Origin of the sequence: Aurantimonas sp. (assembly GCF_964217435.1) — a bacterium.
GTDB classification, from domain to species: domain Bacteria; phylum Pseudomonadota; class Alphaproteobacteria; order Rhizobiales; family Rhizobiaceae; genus Aurantimonas; species Aurantimonas coralicida.
Genome location: NZ_CAXPJM010000002.1, coordinates 12,336 through 33,495, shown reverse-complemented (window position 1 = coordinate 33,495; position 21,160 = coordinate 12,336). Strand labels below are relative to the sequence as shown.

Genomic DNA, 21,160 nt, shown 5'->3' with positions numbered 1-21,160 from the left:
CGGTCCGGCATTGTTAGCCTAGCCTGTGGGTTTCGTACAGCAAGCCGCCTCTCACCCCATCGACATCGCGGCGCGCTCGCAGCAAAACGGGCGCCAGGACGAAGCGAAAGGATCCGCCGCCCGATGTTCGATCTGATCATCCGCAATGCCCACCTGCCCGACGGCCGCACCGGCGTCGACATCGCCGTGACGGGCGACCGCATCGCCGCCATCGAACCGGCGATCACCGGCGAGGCGGGCGAGGTGATCGACGCCGGCGGACGGCTGGTGTCGCCCCCCTTCGTCGATCCGCATTTTCACATGGACGCGACGCTGTCGCTGGGCCTGCCGCGCATGAACCGCTCGGGCACGCTTCTTGAGGGCATCGCGCTCTGGGGAGAGCTGAAGCCGCTTCTGACCAAGGACGCGCTCATCGAACGGGCGATGCGCTATTGCGATCTCGCGGTCGCGCAGGGCCTTCTGGCCATCCGCAGCCATGTCGACACCTCCGATCCGCGGCTCGTCACCGCGGAGGCGTTGCTGGAGGTGCGCGATCGGGTGAAGCCCTATATCGACCTGCAACTCGTCGCCTTTCCGCAGGACGGCTATCTGCGCACGCCGGGCGGTGCGGCGTCCCTCGAACGGGCCCTGGACATGGGCGTCGACATCGTCGGCGGCATTCCGCATTTCGAACGCACCATGGCCGACGGCACGGAATCGGTCGCCGCGCTCTGCCGCATCGCCGCCGAGCGCGGCCTGCGGGTCGACATGCATTGCGACGAATCCGACGACCCGCTGTCGCGCCATGTCGAGACGCTGGCGGCCGAGACGGTGCGCCACGGACTTCAGGGGCGGGTCGCCGGCTCGCATCTGACCTCGATGCATTCGATGGACAATTACTACGTGTCCAAGCTGATCGCGCTGATCGCCGAATCCGGCCTGCACGTGATCCCCAATCCGCTGATCAACGTCACGTTGCAGGGCCGTCACGACACCTATCCCAAGCGCCGCGGCATGACGCGGGTGCCCGAGCTGATGGCGGCGGGAATCAATGTCGGTTTCGGCCATGACTGCGTGATGGACCCCTGGTACTCGCTCGGCTCCGGCGACATGCTGGAGGTGGCGCATATGGCGGTGCATGTCGGTCAGATGACCTCGCGCGATGCCATCCGCGCGTGCTTCGACGCGGTCACGGTCAATTCCGCGCAGATCATGGGGCTGGAGGGCTACGGGCTGGAGGTCGGCAACCGGGCCGATTGCGTGCTGCTGCAGGCGGCCGACCCGATCGAGGCGATCCGGCTCAAGGCGACCCGGCTCGCCGTTGTGCGCGGCGGCAAGGTGATTGCACGGGCGCAGCCGCGCCTGAGCCAGCTCACGCTGCCGGGCCGCGCGGTAACGGTCGACCCGGCGGCTTACGCGCCGCAGGGCGATTCATCTGTTGGCTGATTGTTTGCTGTGCGGGTTGCGCGGTTGACAAGGAATTGTGCAGGCCGTCAAATCGCGGCCTGTTTCATTCGGGATCGTTGGGGAATTTCATGCTGAAGTCAGGTCGGATCGGTCGGCGCGGTTTTCTGTTGGGCAGCGCCGGTGTCGGCCTCGCCCTGAGCATGCCGCGCGCCTTCGCGCAGACGCCGCTGAAGGTGGCGGGCATCCATGCCTCGCCGGTGGAGAATGCCTGGAACTCGCGCCTGCATGCGGCGATGGTCCAGGCCGCCGAGGACGGCGCCATCGAGTATGTCTTCTCCGAAGGCGTCAGCGGCACCGACTACGCCCGCGCCATGCGCGAATATGCCGAGCAGGGCGCCCAGCTGATCGTCGGCGAGGCCTATGCCGTCGAGACAGAGGCGCGGCAGGTCGCGGCGGACTATCCCGACACCATGTTCCTGATGGGCTCCAGCGGCGAGCCGACCGGCGACAATTTCGGCACCTTCGGCACGTGGAATCACGAGGGCGCCTATCTCGCCGGCATGCTCGCCGGCAAGATGAGCGAGAGCGGCATCTTCGGCGCGGTCGGGGCGATCCCGATCCCCGAAGTCAACATGCTGATCAATGGCTTCCGGGCCGGCGTTGATTCGGTACGTCCGGATGCCAAGCACCTGATCGGCTTCATCGGCACCTTCTTCGATCCGCCCAAGGCGCGCGAGGCGGGCCTCGCCCAGATCGACGCCGGCGCTGACATCCTGTTCGGCGAGCGCATCGGCACGGCCGACGCCGCCAAGGAGCGCGGCATCAAGGCGATCGGCTCGCTGACCGACTATACCGAGCGCTACCCCGAGACGGTCTTCGCCAACGCCATGTGGTACTTCCGCCCGATCCTCGACGCGGCCATCGCCGACACCGAGGCGAAGAACGGCACCGGCAAGAACTACACGCCCTACAGCATGATGCAGGAAGGCGGGAACGACATCGTCTTCGCCGAGTCCATGGTCCCGGCCGAGGCGGTCGCTGCGATGGAAGAGCGCCGCGCCGCGATCAAGGCCGGCGAGTTCGAAGTGGTCATCGACTTCACCGAACCGACCTGATCCGCGAAAACGCATGCCAGCCCGTTCGCCGATCTGCGACGGCCCCGACGATCCGGCCGGTCCACGCGGTATTCTCCGCGCGGCCGGCCGGCATCCGTCGGACGGCCGGTCATTGCGGAACGGCGGGAGTGAGACCGTATGACCGCCGTCCTGTCCCTCGAACACATCACCAAGCGCTTCGGCGACTTTGCGGCCAATGACGACGTCAGCCTGACCCTTCGCCGCGGCGAACTCGTCGCGCTGCTCGGCGAGAACGGCGCCGGCAAGACGACGCTGATGAACATCCTGTTCGGCCACTACGTGCCGGATGCCGGGCGGGTTCTCGTGGCCGGCGAGGAGCTGCCGCTCGGCCGGCCGCGCGCCGCCATCGCGGCCGGCGTCGGCATGGTCCATCAGCATTTCACCCTGGCGCCGAATCTCACCGTCCTCGAAAACGTCATGACCGGCACCGAGCCGCTGCTGCGCTGGCGCTCAGGCAAGGCCGCCGCGCGGCGCAAGCTGGCAAGCCTCGCCGAGCGTTTCGGCCTCGTCGTCGATCCGGACAAGCGTGTCGGCGATCTGTCCGTCGGCGAGCAGCAGCGCGTGGAGATCCTGAAGGCGCTCTACAACGACGCGAAGATCCTGATCCTCGACGAGCCGACGGCGGTGCTGACCCGGCCGGAGGCGGAGACCCTCTTCAAGACGCTCAGGGTGATGGCGGCCGAAGGGCTGTCGCTGATCTTCATCTCCCACAAGCTGCACGAGGTGATGGCAGCCGCCGACCGCGTGCTGGTGCTGCGCGCCGGCCGGATGGTCGCCGAGCGGGCCAACACCGCGACCTCCAAGGAGGAACTGGCCGAACTGATGGTCGGCCGCCGCGTGACGCGTCCGGTCCGCGCCGCTGCGGTGCCGGGCGACACGGTGATGGCGGCCCGGGACGTCAGCGTTACGGTGGGCGGCGCGAAACGCCTCTCCAATGTCAGCTTTCACCTGCGCGAGCGCGAGACGCTGGGCATCATCGGCGTCTCCGGCAACGGCCAGGCGACGCTCGCCCATCTGGTGTCCGGGCTCGTCGCGCCGGATGCCGGCGGTCTGTCGGTACTGGGCGAGGAGACCTCCACGCTGTCGCCGCGCGACCTCGTGCGCCGCGGTGTCGGCCGCATCCCCGAGGACCGCAACACCGAAGGCGCCATCGGCGAACTGGCGATCTGGGAGAACGCCATTCTCGAACGTGTGCGCGACGCTCCCTTCTCGAAGGGCGGCTTCGTCCGGCAATCGACGGCGCGCGCCTTTGCGGCCGACGTCATCGACCGTTTCGACATTCGCGGCGGATCGGCCGACAGCCGCACGCGGCTCCTGTCCGGCGGCAACATGCAGAAGCTGATCTTCGGCCGCAATCTGGCTGGGTCCCCCAAAGTGTTGGTCGCGGCGCAGCCGACGCGCGGTCTCGACGAGGGCGCCATTGCGGCGGTCCATGGCGATATCCTCGCCGCCCGGGACGCGGGAGCGGGTGTTCTGCTGATCTCGGAAGACCTCGACGAAGTGCTGGCGCTGGCCGATCGGGTGCAGGCCATTGTCGGCGGGCGCCTGTCGGAGCCGGTGCCGATCGAATCCCTCGACGCCCGGCGTCTCGGCCTGATGATGGCCGGCGAATGGGCCGTCGCCCCGCATGAGGCCGCCTGATGCGTCTGGAACGTCGGGACAGCCGTCCCGCGACACTCATGGTGGTCGCGCCGATCCTTGCCGTGCTGGTCGCGCTCGCACTGTCGGGCGTACTGATCGCGCTTGCCGGGGCGCCGGTGCTGGAAGCCTATGCCCGCATCGTGCAAGGGGCCTTCGGCTCGCGCCTCGCGCTGACCGAAACGCTGACGCGGACGACGCCGCTGATCCTCACCGGTCTCGCCGTCGCGGTCGCCTTCCGGGCCAAGGTCTGGAACATCGGCGCCGAGGGCCAGCTCTATGTCGGCGCGCTGACCGCGGCTTTTCTCGGCTCGCAGCTGGGTCTTGCCGGCCTCCCCGGTATCGCGCTGATCCCGGCGGTGATGATCGCCGGCGCGCTGGCGGGCATGGTGCTGCTCCTCGTGCCGCTCGCGCTCAGGCTGCGCTTCGGCGTCGATGAAGTGGTGACGACGCTGCTCCTCAACTTTGTCGTCCTGCTGTTCGTGTCGATGATGATCGAGGGACCGATGAAGGACCCGCTGGCCTTCGGCTGGCCGCAATCGGTCCCGGTGGCCACCGAGGCCCAGTTGCCGAAGCTGCTGGAGCGGTCGCGTCTGCATGTCGGCCTGCTGATCGCCGTCGTCGTCGCCATCGTCGTCCATGTCGTCCAGTCGCGCACCGCCTACGGGCTGGAATCGCGGGCGGCCGGGCTCAACCCCGCCGCGGCGCGCTTTGCCGGCGTGCCGCTCGGACGCACCTTGGTGAAGGTCGCCTGCTGGTCGGGCGGGCTCGCCGGGCTGGCCGGGGCGATCGAGGTGATCGGCGTGAAGGGCTACGTCACGACCGACCTGTCGCCCGGCTACGGCTATGCCGGCATCATCGTGGCGATGCTCGCCAATCTCCAGCCGCTGGCCGTGGTCGCCGCCGCGCTCTTTGCGGCGATGATGTTCGTCGGCTCCGACTCCATGAGCCGGGCGCTCGGCGTGCCCAGCTTCATTGCCGACGTGACCGTCGCCCTGTCGCTGCTGACCATGCTGGTCGCGCTGCTCTTCACTGCCTACCGGATCCGCCGATGAGTGCCGCGCTCGACATCTTCGCCTCCGCCGGCATGTGGGAAGCGGTGCTGCGCATCGCGACGCCGCTGATCTTCGGCACCCTCGGCGCGCTCCTTTGCGAACGCGCCGGCGTGCTCAATCTCGGCATCGAGGGCATCATGAGCTTCGGCGCCATGATCGGCTGGCTGACGGTCTTCGAGGGCGGCAATCTGTGGATGGGCCTCTTCGCGGCGGCGCTGGGCGGCGCGGCCTTCGGCCTGCTGCATGCGCTGATGACCGTGCCGCTGGGCCTGTCCCAGCACGTCACCGGGCTCGGCATCACGCTGCTGGCCTCGAGCCTGAGCTACTTCATCTTCCGGCTGGTCGTGCCGCTGCAGGGCACGCCGCCGACCATCGAGCCGTTCCAGCCGCTGCACGTGCCGGTGCTGTCCGACCTGGCGATCGTCGGCGATGCGCTCTTCACCCAGACCGCGCCCACATATCTGGCGCTGCTGGTGGCGGCGGTGATGGCCTATGTGCTGGCCCGGACCCCGCTGGGGCTGGCGATCCGCATGACCGGCGAGAACCCGCATGCGGCCGAAGCGCAGGGCGTCGACCCGATCGCCATCCGCATCGGCGCGGTGGTGGCCGGCAGCGCCCTGATGGGGGTCGGCGGCGCGTTCCTGACCCTGTCGGCCTTCAACAGCTTCTTCCCGACCATGATCCAGGGACGCGGCTGGATCTGCATCGCGCTCGTGGTCTTCGCCACCTGGCGGCCGGGACGGGCCCTGCTGGGCGCCATTCTCTTCGCCCTCTTCGACGCCTATCAGCTGCGGCTGCAGACCGAGTTCGGCAAGGCGATCCCGTATCAGATGTTCCTGATGATGCCGTACCTTCTGTCGATCGTGGCGCTGGTGGTGATGGCGCGGCGCGCCCGGGTGCCGCAGGCGCTGATGCAGCCCTACCGGCGCGGCGAGCGCTGAGATCCTCGCTCGGCGATTGTCAGCCGTCGATGCCCAGCAGCCGCAGCGTCGCCTGGTCCTCGCGGCCGTTGCAGAACAGGGCGAGGGCCTCCCGGAAGGCGGATGGGGCGTCGCCCGCCGCATGGGCGACCAGGGTCATCGACGAGCCGAACTTCATGTCGTCGGGCGCGCCGAAGATCGCGCCGAGCGACCGGTCGCCATGCGCCAGAACAGCCTCGGTGCAGGCGACGAGCCGGGGACCCAGCACGGGATGGCGGAGATAGGCGCGGGCCTGGTCGAGCGAAGCGATGCCGAAATGCCGGGCCATGTCGGAATGGCCGAGACCCTGCAATTGCGGAAACACGAACCACATCCAGTGACTGCGCTTGCGCCCTGCCTGCAACTCGCCGAGCGCCTGCGCGTAGACCGGCGCCTGCGCGGCCACGAAGCGCTCCAGATCGTTGGGGTCGTCTTCCGTCACATCGTCACTCCTTCGGCCGGCGTTTCGATGAACGCGTTGCCGTCCGTTTGGTGCCGGCCTCTGCATCGGTGATCTCGATCCAGACCGGCGCGTGGTCGCTGGCCTTTTCCCAGCCGCGCACGTCGCGGTCGACGCCGGCGGCCAGCAATCGTGGAGCAAGGCTGGGGCTCAGCAGGAGATGGTCCAGCCGCAGGCCGGCATCGCGGCCCCAGGCGTTCCGCAGATAGTCCCAGAAGGTATAGATGGTGGCCTCCGGGTGCAGGCTGCGGATCGCGTCGGCCCAGCCCGCGTCGAGAAGGCGGTGGAACGCTTCGCGCACCTCCGGCCTAAACAGCGCGTCGTCCACCCAGCGCTCAGGCTTGTAGACGTCCAGTTCGGTCGGGATGACGTTGTAGTCGCCGGCCAGCACTGCCGGCGCGCCGGTCGCCATGAGCTCGGCGGCATGGCTTGCGAAGCGCTCCAGCCAGCGCAGCTTGTAGTCGAATTTCGGGCCCGGCGCCGGGTTGCCATTGGGCAGATACAGGCAGCCGACCAGAACGCCTTTCACCGCCGCTTCCAGATAGCGGCTCTGATGGTCGTCATCGTCGCCGGGCAGGCCGCGTCGCGTCTCGAGCGGATCGGTGCCACGGGCGAGGATGGCGACGCCATTCCAGCTTTTCTGACCGTGCCAGATCGCGCCGTAGCCGGCCTCGCGGATGGCGTCGATCGGAAACTTCTCGTCCGGCGCCTTCAGTTCCTGCAGGCAGACCGCGTCGGGTTCGGCCTCGGCGAGCCAGCGCAGCAGCACGGGCAGGCGGCCATTGACCCCGTTGATGTTGGAACTGGCGATCTTCATTCGCCAGACCTGGCGTCATGCCGCTTGATTTCGAGAGGCGGGCAGCGCCGAATTGCGGCCGGGCGCAGACCTGTTCAAGGCTTTGACCTCGATCAAGGCGGGGAGTGCGCCCGGCCGGCACTCTGACGGCATGTCGAACGCCGTCGCGATCGCAACTCGGGCAAAGGGTTATCCCATGCACAAATCTCCCATCGCGGACCTGGCGGTCTATCTCGACGGATCGCCGTCGGACGAAGTCGCCATCGACTATGCCGAAACGATCGCCAGCGCATTCGGCGCCCATCTCGAATGCATGCTCGCCAACCATATCCACATCACCGGCGTGCCGGCCGGGCCGGGCTCCGACATGCTGGTCGCCGAGCTCTTCAAGGTCGGCAAGGACACTGGCGATGCCGCCGAGCAGAAGCTGCGCCAGCGACTGGATCGTGTCGCGGTCCCCTATGGCCTGCGGCGCGCGGACGGCAGCTTCGGTCATCTGTCGGCCGCTGCCGAACGGCTCGCCGGCACGACAGATCTGTTCGTGCTGGTCCAGCAGGGCGGCAAGGCTGCCCTCAGCGGCCAAGTGGTCGAGGCGATCCTGTTCAATGCACGCTCAGCGGCGCTGGTTGTGCCGCCCGCGCCCAAGCGCAGCTTCGCGGCGCCGGAGACGGTCGTCGTCGGCTGGCGGGATTCGCCCGAATGCGCCCATGCGGTGGCGGCGGCGCTGCCCTTCCTGAAGCAGGCCAAGCTCGTCGTTCTGGCAAGTGTCGTCGAGGATGGCGCGACCGAGCAGCGGCACCTGGAGCCGATGGCCGACATGGCCCGTCATCTCGATCGCCACGGCGTCACGGTGGAGACCCGCGAACTGCCGAACTGGCGCCATCCCGCCGATGCCCTGATGAAGGAGGCGGAGAGCCTTGCCGCGGATCTGATCGTCGTCGGCGCCTATGGCCATTCCCGCCTGCGCGAGATGCTGCTGGGCGGCGTGACGCGCGAGCTCCTGAGCCGCTGCGACGTCCCGCTGCTCCTGTCACGCTGACGATCCTTCCGGAGACGCGCAATGCATTACGGTCATCTGGAATACAGCATCGAGCCGTGCGGCGAGGGCTGGCAGGTCAGTTTCTGCCATTCGCCCCATGGCCGGTTCCACCGTCGGCTGGATGCCCTGCGCTCGGCCTTCGCCGATGCCAAGCGCGTGACGCGGCTCGGACAGGCCGTGAGGCTGAAGGTCGAGCGGCCGCGCCACGCGGCAGGTCTGCCCGCCCGGATCGTGACCCCGTCGCCGGCTGCGGCCGGCCCCGGTCGCGCCATGGGCTGACCGCCCGGCAGGCGGTTTCGTCCGACACACGCAGTTCCCGTAACGAATGCAAGGTTGAGACCGATGGCCATGATGAAAGCGGCGATCTTCGTCGAACCGAACCGGATCGTGCTGGATGAGAAGCCGATTCCCGACGTCGGCCCGCTCGACGCGCTGGTGCGGATCACCACCACGACGATCTGCGGCACCGACGTGCATATCCTCAAGGGCGAATATCCGGTCGAGCGCGGGCTGACGATCGGCCACGAGCCGGTGGGGGTGATCGAGAAGCTCGGTTCCGCCGTGCAGGGCTACCGCGAAGGCCAGCGGGTCATCGCCGGTGCGATCTCGCCCAGCGGCTACAGCAATGCCTGCCTGTGCGGCTGCCATTCGCAGGATGGTCCCGGCACCAAGCACGGTTTCCAGCCGATGGGCGGCTGGCGCTTCGGCAACACCATCGACGGGGCCCAGGCGGAATACCTCCTGGTGCCTGACGCCATGGTCAATCTGGCGCCGATCCCGGACGGGCTCACCGACGAACAGGTCCTGATGTGTCCGGACATCATGTCGACAGGGTTCTCGGGCGCTGAAAGCGGGACCGTGCGGATCGGCGACACCGTCGCGGTGTTCGCCCAGGGACCGATCGGCCTCTGCGCCACGGCCGGCGCGCGGCTGATGGGTGCCACCACGATCATCGGGGTGGACTCCGTGCCCGAGCGCATGGAGATCGCCCGCAAGATGGGGGCCGACCACGTCGTCGACTTCACCAAGGGGGACGTCGTCGCCGAGATCATGCGGCTGACCGATGGCCGCGGCGTCGACGTGTCGATCGAGGCGCTCGGCCGTCAGGAGACCTTTGAGGCCGCGCTGCGCGTTCTGCGGCCGGGTGGCACGCTGTCCTCGCTTGGCGTCTATTCCAACGATCTCACCATCCCGCTCGACGCCTTCAGCGCTGGCATCGGCGACAACAAGATCGTCACGACCCTGTGCCCGGGCGGCAAGGAGCGCATGCGCCGGCTGATGGATGTCATCGCGTCGCAGCGTCTCGACACGACGCCCCTGGTGACCCATCGTTACGAGCTCGACGAGATCGAGGAGGCCTACGATCTCTTCTCGCATCAGCGCGACGGGGTCCTGAAGGTCGCCATCCAGCCTTAGAAGCGATGGCTCCGGCATGGTATGTTCCTCGCCGTTGACGCGAGTTTGGCGGCACAGGGACGGACGATCATGACCCAGACCCGAGGCGCGCGAACGGCCGGCGCCGCATGAGCATCCGCAACTTCGACGCGCTGTTCGCGCCGCGTTCGATCGCGCTGATCGGCGCCAGCAACGAGCCGGGGTCGGTCGGCTCGGTGCTGGTCGACAATCTGGTCTCCGGCGGCTTTGCCGGCCGGATCATGCTGGTCAATCCGCACGCGCGCGAAATCCACGGCCGCCAATGCCATCGCTCGGTGGAGATGCTGCCCGAGGTGCCGGACCTCGCCGTGATCGCCACGCCGGCGCGCACGGTGCCAGGCATCATCGCGGCGCTGGGCGAGCGCGGTTGCTGCGCCGCCATCGTCATTTCGGCCGGCCTCGGCGAGACGGTGGATGGCGCCACCCTGCGCCAGCAGGTGCTGGACGCCGCGCGCCCCCATCTCATGCGGATCGTCGGGCCGAACTGCCTCGGCCTGATCTCCCCGGCCGCCGGCATCAACGCCAGCTTCGCCCATCTCATGCCGCGGGCCGGCGACATCGCGCTGGTCAGCCAGTCCGGGGCGATGCTGACCTCGGTCATCGACTGGGCCGACGAGCGCCGCATCGGCTTCTCCCATCTCCTGTCCGTCGGCGACATGTCCGACGTCGATTTCGGCGACATGCTGGACTATCTGGCGACCGACCGGACGACCCGCTCGATCCTGCTCTATGTCGAGAACGTCACCGAGGCGCAGAAATTCCTGTCGGCCGCCCGGCTGGCGGCCCGCTCCATGCCGGTGCTGGTGATCAAGGCCGGGCGCAGCGCGGCGGGCGCGCGGGCCGCGCAGTCCCACACCGGCGCATTGGCCGGTTCGGACGTCGTCTACGACGCCGCCTTCCGACGCGCCGGCATCCTGCGGGTGCGCGAGATCGAGGAATTGTTCGAGGCCGCCGCGACGCTCGCCAGCGGGGTGCGCATCTCCGGCGACCGGCTGACCATCCTCACCAATGGCGGCGGCGCCGGCGTCCTGGCCGTCGATGCGCTGGAATCCGACGGCGGACGGCTGGCGAGACTCAGCGACGCGGGGATCGCCGAGCTCGACGGCGTGCTGCCGCCGACCTGGTCGCGCGCCAACCCGGTGGACATCATCGGCGACGCCACGCCCGAGCGCTACGGCGCCGCCCTCGACATCCTGATGAAGGAGCGCGAGAGCGACGCGATCCTCGTCATCAACTGCCCGACCGCCGTCGCCGACGGCATGGAGGCCGGCCGCCGCGTTGCCGCCATCGCCAAGCGGCGTCCGCGGTTTCCGGTGCTCACCAACTGGCTCGGCGGAACTTCCGCGGCCCCGGTGCGCGACCTCTTCGCCGCCGAGAAGGTCGCGACCTTCGACAGCCCGGAAAAGGCGATTCGCGCCTTCACCCATCTCGTCGAATACAAGCGCAACCAGGAGCTTCTGCTCGAAACGCCGTCGGCCGGCGTTGCCATCGGCCACGAGGATATCGCGAGCGCGCAGGAGCTGATCGAGACCGTTCGCCAGGATGGCCGGACGATCTTGAGCGAGTACGAGGCCAAGCGGCTGCTCGCCACCTTCGGCATCCCGACCGTCACCACCCGCATGGCGAGCGATGTGGACGGAGCGGTCGCCTGCTTCGAGGCGATGGGAGGCCCCGCCGTCCTGAAGATCGTCTCGGCCGAGATCTCCCACAAATCCGATGCCGGCGGGGTGCGCCTGAATATCGGCTCGGCGCAGGAGATGCGCGAGAGCGCCGAGGCGATGCTGGAGGCCGTGCGCGCATACGCCCCGCATGCCCGCATCGACGGCTTCACAGTGCAGCCGATGATCGTGCGCGACGGCGCCTACGAGCTGATCGCCGGCATCGCGCCGGACCCGACCTTCGGCCCCGTGATCCTGTTCGGCCGAGGCGGCAAGGCAGCGGAGGTGATCGGCGATCGGGCCATCGGCCTGCCGCCGCTCAATTCCGTCCTGGCGCGTGAGATGATCCGCGCCACCCGGATCTCCAAGCTGCTTGCAGGGTATCGCGACGTGGCGCCGGTCGCCTTCGATGCCCTGGCCGACGTTCTGGTGCGCCTGTCCGAACTGGCGGTGCATCTGCCGGACGTCGCCGAACTCGACATCAATCCGCTGCTCGCCGACGCCGAGGGTGTCCTGGCGCTCGACGCCCGCATCTCGCTGCACGCGGCGGGGACAGCGCGGGTCGCGCCCTCGATCCGGCCCTATCCCCGCGAGCTGGAACGCGCCGTCGAACTGCGCAACGGCGAACGCTTCGTGCTGCGGCCCATCCGGCCGGAGGACGAGGAGCCGCTGGTCGAGATGGCGGCGCGCTGTACGCAGGAGGATCTGCGGCTGCGCTTCATGGCCCCGATGAAGGCGCTGCCGCACCAGACGGCGGCGCGGTTCTCGCAGATCGACTACCACCGCGAGATGGCGCTGGTCGCTGTCGAGCCGGGCAGTGCCTACGGGCAGGGGCCGATCTACGGTGTCGCACGCCTCGTCTCCGACCCGGAGAACGAGGCCGCCGAATTCGCCGTTTTGGTGCGCTCGGACATGAAGGGGCGGGGGCTCGGCTACCGGCTCCTGTCGGAGATCCTCGCCTATGGCCGCAAGCGCGGCCTGCACCGCGTCTATGGCGAGGTGCTGCGCGAGAACGTCACCATGTTGCAGATGGCCCGCGATCTCGGTTTCCGCGCCGACCGGACGGAGGACTTCTCCGAGACCGCGCATGTCACCATCGAATTCGACAGGAGCGCCGACGCTTGAGGCGAGCGCTGCCGGGGGCGCCGGCCGCCGCCCGTTTTATGGCTAGTCCTGGATGCTCTCGATATAGGCGATGATCGCCCGGGCCTGTCCGGGGCCGAAGATGAATTCCGGCATGTCGGGATGCCCGGTCCACAGGCCTTCCACCAGCGCCTCCTCGAGGCTGGCGATGGGATAGCTCTGCGAAAGCGTCCGGAACGCCGGTGCCTGCGGATGCGGGCTGGTGCCGGTCCGCGCGATGGCGTGGCAACGGGCGCAATTGGTTTCGAGGAAACGCTGGCCGTTGGCGATCTGTGCGAGGTCCTGTGCCGTGGCTGCGGAGGGCAGCAGGGCAAGGCCCGCCACCGCCGTGGCTATCAGTGCCAGCCGTCCCCGCATGGATGTCGATCGCGTCATCGTCGTCTCCCGGTGTTTGCCCGTCGTGGCATCTGACCATCGCGCGGGGCGCTCCGCCTTGACGCCGATCAATGCGGGGCGATCTGATCCGGGGGAGGCAACGGCGCACGCAGCCGATCGGCTGCCGGAAAGGCGGGGCGTCATGCACGAAGCCGACGACGCGATTCTCGAATGCATCCGCTCCCGGCTTTTCGCCGGCGTTCCGGCCGAGCGGAGCGAGACCGTCACCACCCATATTTCCATCGTGCTCCTGGGCGGTGAGACGGCCGTGAAGCTTAAGCGGCCGGTCAAACGGCCCTATGTGGATTTCTCGACGCCTGCCCTGCGGCTTGCGGCCTGCGAACGCGAACTGGACCTCAACCGGCGCACGGCGCCGCAGCTCTACCGCGCCGTTCGCAGGATCACGCGCGCACCCGGCGGCGGACTCGTCCTCGACGGCGGCGGCGATCTCGTCGACGCGGTCGTCGAGATGCGCCGCTTCGACGGGAACGGACTCTTCGACCGGCGCGCCATGGAGGGCACATTGACCGGTCCGCTGATGGATCGTCTCGCCCGGACCATCGCGGCGTTCCACGAGACGATCCCGCCCGACCCGACGCCGGACGGCGCCGCGCGGATGGCGGCGGTCCTCGACATCAACGAAGCAGCGTTCGCCGCGACCGAGCTGTTCGACAGCGAGGAGACCGGCCGCTTCAATCGACGGTTTCGCCAGGAGTTGGCGCGGCTTGGGCCGCTTCTGGACGAGCGCGCGAGGGCCGGCCGGGTGCGGCGGTGCCACGGCGATCTGCATCTGCGCAACATCTGCACCGTCGACGACGAACCGGTGCTGTTCGACTGCCTGGAATTCGACGAGGCACTGGGAACCACCGACACCCTCTACGATCTGGCGTTCCTCCTGATGGATCTCTGGCATCGCGGGCTGGAGGAGTTCGCCAATCGCGTTCTCAACCGCTATCTCGACGTGACCCGGGACGAGAGCGGTCTGCCGGCGCTGCCCTTCTTCATGGCGGTGCGCGCTGCGGTCAGGGCCCATGTCGGCGCCGCGCAGCTTTCGGATGCCGGGCCACGGGCCAGCGATATCCGCGCCGAGGCCGAACGCTATTTCGCGCTGGCGCTCGACCTTCTCGAACGCCGCCCGGCCCGGCTGATCGCCGTCGGCGGTCTGTCCGGCTCCGGCAAGTCGACGGTCGCCGCCGCTCTGGCGCCTCGCATCGGCCCAGCACCGGGCGCGCGCACATTGTCCAGCGATCGCATCCGCAAGCGCCTCAGCGGCGTGTCGGCCGAGACCCGGCTGGACGCCGACGCCTATACGTCGGACATGACCGAGCGGGTCTATGCCGCCATGGCGGCAGACGCCGAGCGCATCCTGCGGCTGAGTCACGGCGTCGTCGCCGACGCCACCTTCGAGCGCGCGTGCGACCGCAGCCGCATCGCCGCGACCGCACGTGACGCCGGCGTCGATTTCCAGGGTCTCTGGCTCGACGTCGATCCGGCCGAAATGCTGCGCCGGGTGGCGGCGCGGCGCAACGATCCTTCCGACGCCACCACCGCGATCGTGAGGCAGCAACTCGCCCGCGATCCCGGTGACATCGACTGGGAGCGGATCGACGGGGACGGCGAACCGGAGCCGGTTGCGGACGCGGCTCGCCGCGCCATCGACGTGCGGGCGCAACGGATGGAGCGCAGCCGACCGGGGCGAGACGCGCGTGACACATTGCCGGATTAACCTCGGGACCGACCGGGGGTCCACGATCGCTGAAGCCGCGCGGTGATGTGTGCCGATCGGTCCCGCGCTTGATGCCGATCAATGTCGGGTCCGCGATCGCGGCTAGGCTGTACGGATCGAAGGAGATCCCCGATGACGACCACGCCGCAAGACTTTCCCGCCTCGTTCCGCCACGTCCGGCTGGAACTTGCCCGCGAGAAGGACCATCCCGGCGGCGACAGCCGCTACGGCTATGACCTTCTGGTGCCGCTCGACACGGAGAGCCGGATCGATCCGGCGGAATGGAAGCCACATCAGGCGGCCTGCCGCGTCCGCCACTTCCAGGACGGCGAGACCGACCGGATCGGGCGACTGCGGCGCAAGCCCGGCGGCACCTGGTATTTCGACTACGAGGCCGGGCCGGCCGATGACGAGATCGGTTTCCACTTCGATCAGGAGCGCTTCGTGCCGGGGGAATACGTCTCGATCCGGCGCGGCGCCGAGACCCATACCTATCAGGTCGTGAAGGTCGGGCCGATCTGAGCGGTCCTGCCGCGTCCTGTCCCCTCGACCGCATGGAGCGATGCGATGACCGTCCCGAACACGACACCCGACACGATGGCCTGGCTGACGCCGTCCGAGCTCATGTTCCTGCAGATGCAGGGCTGGCAGACCGCCATGATGGTCGGCGTGCATGCCGCGCAGGCGGCCGCGCGGCTGTCGGCGGAGATGATCGAGATGGCCGGCCGGCGGTGTCTCGCCGATGGCCGGGCGATGCGCGGTCTGTCCGCATGCGAGGGACCGGCCGATGCCCTGCGGATCCAGCGCGACTGGCTGGCCGCGGCCGCAGCCGACTATGCGCAGATGGAAACGAGTTTTCCGCGCCTGGAGGCAAGCCTTGTGGACGAGGTCTCCGAACCGCTGGTCACCGCATGGATCCGTTCGGACGATCCGGCGGACTAGCGCGACCGAAGTTCGGTCCCGGGCAGAGCCCGTCCCACTTGGGAAGGCCCGCCAATACCAGATAAAGCGAAGCCGTCGTCCTGACGATCAGGGCGACGGCTTTGGTCTGTCGGAGGGGTCTGCTGACGACCCCTTGCTGCGTCGTGGATTCGTGACGGACCGTCGGTCCTAGGCCGCGTGGCGCGACGCGATGGTTTCGATCTCCTCGCGGCTGACCCGGTCGTGCGACATCAGGATCTGGACGATCGGGTCGTCGAGCATCTCCGCCAGCATCGGTTCGCCTTTCCAGCCGTCGAGCCAGCGACTGCGGCCCGTCACGGTGTCGGTGCCCGGCACGGCGCGGTTGGGGGAAACGTCCTGAAACTGTCGATGCCTGCTCATCGCGAAAGTCCTTTTTCACGAAACGTCGAAGGCAGCATAGACGAACCACGCTGCCACGAATTGATATGTGTCATCGGGGGACAAATGCCAGCATTCGCTGACAGGGATATGTCAGCCGGGACCCGGACTCATTTGGCGCTCACGATGTCGTCGAGATCGTCCATGCTCGTTTCGTCGCTGAGGAACAGCGCGACCGGCCTCAGGCGCGGAAGATGGGCGCAGGTCACGATGATGCCGATCGTGACCGGCACCGCCAGAAGCGCGCCGGCGACACCCCAGACCCAGCCCCAGACCAGCAGCACCAGCAGGATGACCAGCGGCGAGACGGACAATTGCTTTCCCTGCACCCGCGGGTCGACGTAATTGCCCATGATCTGCTCGATCACGAGAATGCCGATGCCGACGATGACCGCGGTGCGGAAATCCTGCTGCACATAGACGTGGACGACCGGCAGCGCGCCGGCGACGAGCGAGCCGAGGGTCGGCACGAAGTTCAAAAGGAACGCCAGGATCGCCCAGACCAGCAGAAGCTCGACGCCGAAGAACCAGAGCCATGCGGCGTAGAGCCCGGCGGTCAGCAGTCCCAGCACGACGCGAATGAGGAGATAGCGGCGAAGCTGGCGCGCGATGACGTCCAGCGATTCGAACACGCCGCTGCGCTGATCGGGATCGACGACCGCACACACCTTGGCGCGCCAGTTGGGAGCTTCGATCAGCATCAGGAGGGTGAAGAAGAAGATCAGCACCATGGCCGCCAGCGCGGAACCGGCGGAACTCAGGACCGAACTGGCGTAGCTCGACGCATATTCGGCGATCCTGCTGCCGAGCTGGCCGCCGGCGCCGCGAAACTGGTCCGTCACGCTGGCATAGACGTCCGACGAGCCGGAGGTTCCGGCCGAGCCGGTCGATCCGGCCGCGCCGGCGGCGTTCTCGCCGCGGTCCATCGACGCGCCTTGCGCCCCCTCGGCAGTCCCCGACGAGCCGGACGCGATCATCGGCGCCAGCTCCTCGATCTTCTGGGAGACCTGCGGAAAGGCGTCCGAGATCCGCTGCGCCGACAGCCAGATGCCCCCGAGGAAGACGAACAGGATGACAATGATCAGCCCCATCGCGGCCACATGGCCGAGCCAGCCGAACCGCCGGGGCATGCGCCGCTTGACCATGCTGTCCACCGGCGCCACGACGAGGGCGATCAGGATCGAGAAGATGAAGGGCACGACGACCGAGCTCATCGCCTGCAGCGCCCAGCCGACCAGGATCAGGGTGATGACCGACAGCAGGCCGATGGCGATGGTTTGCCAAGGGAGGCGCGAGACCTTCGAGACACGTTCGGCACGTGCCGCCCCTTCGTCGTCCGAATGGGGGGTAGGGGTGGTGGCGGACCCGGCCATCCTGTCTCCTGTCGCATCTATGGTCTGCGGTCGGACCGACGCCGGGACAGCTGCCTCACGGCCGCGTGAGCGCGGTCATGCACCCAATGGACGAGACGGCGGTGCGTTCCATTGAGAGGGCGCGTTGTCGGGGATGCGGATGGATCAGAGCGGCGCCGGAGCCCGACATGTTCAGGCGGACGCGCTGAATGCGGGGCCGGAGCTAGCGTAGCCGGCCGCGGAGCCGTGGCGACCGCTACGGTCTACGGACCCGTGCCAAACCATGTTGGGCTCGACGGTGTCGGGCTAGACGATGTTGGGGGCGTGCCTGGCGCGTTCGGCGCTGAACTCGACGGCAAAGCCGTCCTCGATGTGGCGCACGATCCGTCCGGTCGTGGTGCCGAGAGTGATACGGGAGCCGACTGCCGGGCGAATACTGCTGGTCACGGCGGCGCCGGAGAGCGACAGATCGATGATCTGCGCCGGGTAGCGGCGGCCGTCGTCCAGAACCATGTCGACGAAGGGGTTTTCCGGCGCGTTCCGCTCGTGGCGACGGTCTTCGGGCAGCGACAATTCGTGGCGGTTGGCGAACCAGGTGAGCTGGGCCGCCAGCTTCTCCCGCTTGCGCGGGGTCGACTGGAAAGCGAGGTCGAACCCGCCTTCGAAGACGCGCGAGACCGCACCTTCGAGCCGGCCGATATGGTCGATATAGACGATGATCCGCTCGTTCTCGACCGGCACCACGGAGGCGGTGACGGAGACGTCGCCCGGCGACATGTTCTCGGCCCGGCACGGAAATTCCGTCCGGTCCTCGCGCATGAAGCGGCCGAGCAGATCGATCCGCACGCGGCTGAAGCTGCTGCGTTCGGCTGGTTCCGAACGGGGCGCCTGGGCTGTGGCTGACATCGCTACGACCATTTCTCGGGGCGTCGGCGGGGAGTTCCGCTGCAGACCCACCTTATCGCGGGAAGCTTAACAAGCGGTAAGACCGTCCGTGAGGATTTGCACCCCATTAACTGTCCGGCACGAAACGATTTGCCGGTGCCGGCGAACCGGCCTAGCAACGTTCAGGACATATCCAGTCCGATTTTGACACAGCAGTACGACCGGGTTCCTGGCCCTCCAGTCACGGCAACCGCATCTCAAACCGCCCTGCGCCGCGCAGGGCGGTTTTTTTGTTCTGGGACGCCGGTGCGGGCACTGGCATAAGGCGAGGCGGCACCATCTGCGGGCGGCCCTGTGCGGCCGGCAGGACATGACCGATGCGCGGCACCAGACCGGCAACGACACCGGACGACGGGGAGCGACAGCAATGAGACCAGAAGACAATGGCGAGCCCGGTGCCGATATCCACATCCGCCGTTCCCACCCGCCGGCCTTCAACGTGCCGGGGATCATCCTCGTCCTGATCGCGATCTTCGCGCTTGTTCACGGCGTGCGGGTCTATCTGCTCGGTCCGGTCGCCACGGCCCAGGCGCTTCTCGATCTGGCCTTCATTCCCGGCTGCTACGGCGACGTCGACCCGGTCTGCGGCTTTCGCACGCCCGGCGCCGATCTCTGGTCGCCGCTGAGCTACGCCTTCCTGCACGGCGACTGGACGCATTTCGGCGCCAATGCGGTCTGGCTGCTGGCATTCGGCACGCCGGTCGCCCGGCGCGTCGGGGTGACGTGGTTCCTGGCTTTCTGCACCTGCGGCGCCATCGCCGGGGCGGCCGCCTTCTACCTCCTGAACCCGACGCTGATCGTTCCGGTCATCGGGGCGTCCGGCATCGTCTCGGCGTTGATGGGCGGCGCCTGTCGCTTCGCCTTCGGCGGAAGGGTGTCGCTGGCGCCGGGCCGGTCGAACGGCCCGCTGGTGTCGATCGGCGAATCGCTGAGCAACCGGACGGTTCTGATCTTCATCGCCGTGTTCTTCGGCACCAATCTTCTCATCGGAAGCGGCGTCGGCGGCGAAATGGGGGGCGGCGCTGTCGCCTGGGAGGCGCATCTGGGCGGCTTCGCCTTCGGTTTCCTGCTGTTCCGGCTGTTCGATCCGCTGTCCCGGCCGCTGCGTCGCTGAACCGGCGCCTCTTGCCGTCTGCGTCGTGGTGGCACACCATCACGAATGGGCATGTCAGCGGGAGAAACAGCCATGAACGTGCGGCACATACTGGAAGCCAAGGGACGCGACGTCGTCACCCTCAAGCCGGAAGCCACGCTGGAGGAGACGATGCAGGTCCTGGCGAACCGGCGCATCGGCGCGATCGTCCTGACCAACGAGGATGGCGGCGTCGCCGGCATCGTGTCGGAACGCGACGTGGTCCGCGTCCTCGGCACCGCGGGTGTCGGCGCCATCTCCCAGAGTATCGGCGAAGTGATGACATCGCAGGTGAGCACCTGCACCGAGGCGACCACGGTGAACCAGGCCATGGAAATGATGACCACCGGCCGCTTCCGTCACCTGCCGGTCTGCGAGAACGATCGTCTGGTCGGCATCATCTCGATCGGCGACGTGGTCAAGCAGCGGATCGAGGAGGTCGAGCGCGAGGCCATGGAAATGCGCGAGTATATCGCCGCCGGCTGAGCGGAACCGCCGGGGCCCGGCCCGGGTCCCGGAACAGGGGAGCGCAACGACCTAGCGTGTGGCGTCGGCCGATATATCGGTCATGCGCCGGATCTCGGCGATCCGGCTGATCGTCGCCTCGTAGCCGTGATCGATGGCTTCTCGGGCGCGGAAGAATTCCGACAGGCCGATGTCGCGCACGCGTGGCTGCAGCGACAGGTCCGGCGGGTCGCCGGCGAGCCGGGCCCGCGAGATGCGGTCCTGGATGATGTTAAAGGCATCGACCATCGAGCGCGCCATGCCGAGCTTCTCGCGCCGCTGGGCGAGATCGTCGAGCGGCGCTGCGTCCACCGTGCGGGCGGCCAGGTCCGCGGCTTGCGTCGCCGCGGTCGCAGGGTCGGCGCGCAGCCGCATCACCGCCGCGCGTCCGAACAGATCGTAGTGCAAATTGACGGCGACCACGAAGCGTTCCTCGTAGACCCTGCAGACGCTGACCGGCACCGGATTGACCAGCGCGCCGTCCATCAGGCTGCGCCCGCCGCAGTCCAGCGGCTCGAACACGCCGGGCAGGGCGTAGGAGGCGCGCATGGCCAGCACCAGCGAGCCCGAATCGATCCACACTTCATGACCGCTGCGCGCTTCGGTCGCCACGCAGACCAGTGGCCGGTCGAGATCCTCGATCCGCAGGTCCGAAAGCGCCTCCGACAGCTTCCGGCTGAGCCGCATGCCGCCGATCAGGCCGCCGGCACCGAAACGGAAATCGAGGAAACGGATCAGGCCGCGGCGTGTCAGGGACAGGGCGAAGGATTCGAGCTCATCGAGCTTGCCGGCGAGGTAGCAGCCGCCGACGAGCGCGCCGATGGAGGTGCCGGCGATCATCGAGATGGGAATGCCGGCTTCGTCGAAGGCCCGCAGGACGCCGATATGGGCCCAGCCGCGCGCCGCCCCGCCGCCAAGCGCCAGGGCGATGCCCGGCTGCTTCCTGGCGGTCTCGGACCGGACCGGCGCGGTGTCCATCGGCGGTCCTTCCCGGCGGCTGAAAACCCGATCGAGCATCCGCATCACTCCGGCTGGCAATCACGATCAATGGATCATGATGCGCCTAAAGTTTGATCAACTG

General features: G+C 68.2%; 21 protein-coding genes. 14 read left to right on the top strand and 7 right to left on the bottom strand.

The window, feature by feature from the left end:
• Positions 1 to 123 precede the first annotated feature (123 nt).
• The 5 genes from ACEQX1_RS00205 (at position 124) to ACEQX1_RS00185 (ending at position 6,156) form a co-directional block, all read left to right on the top strand.
• Positions 124 to 1,425, top strand: coding sequence for an amidohydrolase family protein (locus ACEQX1_RS00205; RefSeq protein WP_370196388.1), 1,302 nt, complete (start codon positions 124 to 126; stop codon positions 1,423 to 1,425).
• Between the two features lie 89 nt (positions 1,426 to 1,514).
• Entirely contained in the window at positions 1,515 to 2,501 is a 987-nt protein-coding gene (locus tag ACEQX1_RS00200) for a BMP family protein (RefSeq protein WP_187389445.1), read from the top strand.
• A gap of 138 nt (positions 2,502 to 2,639) precedes the next feature.
• Positions 2,640 to 4,163 carry an ABC transporter ATP-binding protein gene (locus tag ACEQX1_RS00195; protein WP_370192764.1) on the top strand — a complete coding sequence of 508 codons (1,524 nt, stop codon included), beginning with the start codon at positions 2,640 to 2,642 and terminating at the stop codon, positions 4,161 to 4,163.
• Positions 4,163 to 5,215, top strand: coding sequence for an ABC transporter permease (locus ACEQX1_RS00190; protein ID WP_370192765.1), 1,053 nt, complete (start codon positions 4,163 to 4,165; stop codon positions 5,213 to 5,215). Before ACEQX1_RS00195 ends, ACEQX1_RS00190 begins: the two co-directional genes overlap by 1 nt.
• The gene (locus tag ACEQX1_RS00185; RefSeq protein WP_370196386.1) at positions 5,212 to 6,156 is read left to right on the top strand and encodes an ABC transporter permease; all 945 of its coding nucleotides are present in this window, start codon (positions 5,212 to 5,214) and stop codon (positions 6,154 to 6,156) included. The genes ACEQX1_RS00190 and ACEQX1_RS00185 overlap by 4 nt, the downstream gene beginning before the upstream one ends.
• A 19-nt stretch (positions 6,157 to 6,175) precedes the next feature.
• Here the strand turns inward: ACEQX1_RS00185 and ACEQX1_RS00180 are convergent, their stop codons facing one another.
• Positions 6,176 to 6,616: a DUF1810 domain-containing protein gene (locus ACEQX1_RS00180; RefSeq protein ID WP_370196385.1), complete on the bottom strand. Its 441-nt coding sequence runs from the start codon at positions 6,614 to 6,616 to the stop codon at positions 6,176 to 6,178.
• A gap of 4 nt (positions 6,617 to 6,620) precedes the next feature.
• On the bottom strand, positions 6,621 to 7,451 hold the full coding sequence (gene xth / locus ACEQX1_RS00175) for an exodeoxyribonuclease III (protein WP_370192771.1): 831 nt from the start codon (positions 7,449 to 7,451) through the stop codon (positions 6,621 to 6,623).
• Between the two features lie 175 nt (positions 7,452 to 7,626).
• Here xth and ACEQX1_RS00170 point away from each other — a divergent pair, with 175 nt between their 5' ends.
• The 4 genes from ACEQX1_RS00170 to ACEQX1_RS00155 all read left to right on the top strand — a co-directional run bounded on the left by ACEQX1_RS00170 (position 7,627) and on the right by ACEQX1_RS00155 (position 12,686).
• Positions 7,627 to 8,469, top strand: a complete 843-nt coding sequence (locus ACEQX1_RS00170) for a universal stress protein (RefSeq protein WP_370196384.1) — start codon at positions 7,627 to 7,629, stop codon at positions 8,467 to 8,469.
• A 21-nt stretch (positions 8,470 to 8,490) separates the two neighbouring features.
• The gene (locus tag ACEQX1_RS00165) at positions 8,491 to 8,748 is read left to right on the top strand and encodes a hypothetical protein (RefSeq protein ID WP_370192773.1); all 258 of its coding nucleotides are present in this window, start codon (positions 8,491 to 8,493) and stop codon (positions 8,746 to 8,748) included.
• Positions 8,749 to 8,811: 63 nt separating this feature from the next.
• Complete coding sequence (locus ACEQX1_RS00160) at positions 8,812 to 9,885, top strand: NAD(P)-dependent alcohol dehydrogenase (RefSeq protein ID WP_370192774.1); 1,074 nt, start codon at positions 8,812 to 8,814, stop codon at positions 9,883 to 9,885.
• A 107-nt stretch (positions 9,886 to 9,992) separates the two neighbouring features.
• Positions 9,993 to 12,686, top strand: coding sequence for a GNAT family N-acetyltransferase (locus tag ACEQX1_RS00155; RefSeq protein WP_370196383.1), 2,694 nt, complete (start codon positions 9,993 to 9,995; stop codon positions 12,684 to 12,686).
• Between the two features lie 42 nt (positions 12,687 to 12,728).
• On the opposite strand, the gene ACEQX1_RS00150 is transcribed toward ACEQX1_RS00155, so the two are convergent.
• Positions 12,729 to 13,079, bottom strand: coding sequence for a c-type cytochrome (locus tag ACEQX1_RS00150; protein WP_370196381.1), 351 nt, complete (start codon positions 13,077 to 13,079; stop codon positions 12,729 to 12,731).
• Positions 13,080 to 13,221: 142 nt separating this feature from the next.
• On the opposite strand from ACEQX1_RS00150, the gene ACEQX1_RS00145 reads away from it, so the two are divergent.
• The 3 genes from ACEQX1_RS00145 to ACEQX1_RS00135 all read left to right on the top strand — a co-directional run bounded on the left by ACEQX1_RS00145 (position 13,222) and on the right by ACEQX1_RS00135 (position 15,747).
• On the top strand, positions 13,222 to 14,805 hold the full coding sequence (locus ACEQX1_RS00145; RefSeq protein WP_370196380.1) for an AAA family ATPase: 1,584 nt from the start codon (positions 13,222 to 13,224) through the stop codon (positions 14,803 to 14,805).
• Positions 14,806 to 14,937: 132 nt separating this feature from the next.
• Complete coding sequence (locus tag ACEQX1_RS00140) at positions 14,938 to 15,327, top strand: hypothetical protein (protein ID WP_187389457.1); 390 nt, start codon at positions 14,938 to 14,940, stop codon at positions 15,325 to 15,327.
• Between the two features lie 45 nt (positions 15,328 to 15,372).
• Positions 15,373 to 15,747 (top strand): hypothetical protein, encoded by a 375-nt coding sequence (locus ACEQX1_RS00135; protein ID WP_370194232.1) that lies wholly within the window; start codon positions 15,373 to 15,375, stop codon positions 15,745 to 15,747.
• A gap of 168 nt (positions 15,748 to 15,915) precedes the next feature.
• Here ACEQX1_RS00135 and ACEQX1_RS00130 read toward each other — a convergent pair whose 3' ends face one another.
• The 3 genes from ACEQX1_RS00130 to ACEQX1_RS00120 all read right to left on the bottom strand — a co-directional run bounded on the left by ACEQX1_RS00130 (position 15,916) and on the right by ACEQX1_RS00120 (position 18,404).
• Positions 15,916 to 16,128 (bottom strand): hypothetical protein, encoded by a 213-nt coding sequence (locus tag ACEQX1_RS00130; RefSeq protein WP_187389459.1) that lies wholly within the window; start codon positions 16,126 to 16,128, stop codon positions 15,916 to 15,918.
• Between the two features lie 128 nt (positions 16,129 to 16,256).
• Positions 16,257 to 17,519, bottom strand: coding sequence for an AI-2E family transporter (locus tag ACEQX1_RS00125; RefSeq protein WP_370194233.1), 1,263 nt, complete (start codon positions 17,517 to 17,519; stop codon positions 16,257 to 16,259).
• A 285-nt stretch (positions 17,520 to 17,804) separates the two neighbouring features.
• A complete protein-coding gene (locus tag ACEQX1_RS00120) occupies positions 17,805 to 18,404 on the bottom strand; it encodes a PilZ domain-containing protein (protein WP_051141604.1) in 600 nt (199 codons plus the stop codon).
• Between the two features lie 406 nt (positions 18,405 to 18,810).
• Here ACEQX1_RS00120 and ACEQX1_RS00115 point away from each other — a divergent pair, with 406 nt between their 5' ends.
• Together ACEQX1_RS00115 and ACEQX1_RS00110 are read left to right on the top strand one after the other, a co-directional pair.
• Positions 18,811 to 19,557 carry a rhomboid family intramembrane serine protease gene (locus ACEQX1_RS00115; RefSeq protein WP_370194234.1) on the top strand — a complete coding sequence of 249 codons (747 nt, stop codon included), beginning with the start codon at positions 18,811 to 18,813 and terminating at the stop codon, positions 19,555 to 19,557.
• 72 nt (positions 19,558 to 19,629) lie between these two features.
• A complete protein-coding gene (locus tag ACEQX1_RS00110; protein ID WP_024351195.1) occupies positions 19,630 to 20,061 on the top strand; it encodes a CBS domain-containing protein in 432 nt (143 codons plus the stop codon).
• Positions 20,062 to 20,112: 51 nt separating this feature from the next.
• Here the strand turns inward: ACEQX1_RS00110 and ACEQX1_RS00105 are convergent, their stop codons facing one another.
• The gene (locus ACEQX1_RS00105) at positions 20,113 to 21,057 is read right to left on the bottom strand and encodes a patatin-like phospholipase family protein (RefSeq protein WP_188076754.1); all 945 of its coding nucleotides are present in this window, start codon (positions 21,055 to 21,057) and stop codon (positions 20,113 to 20,115) included.
• Positions 21,058 to 21,160 lie beyond the last annotated feature (103 nt).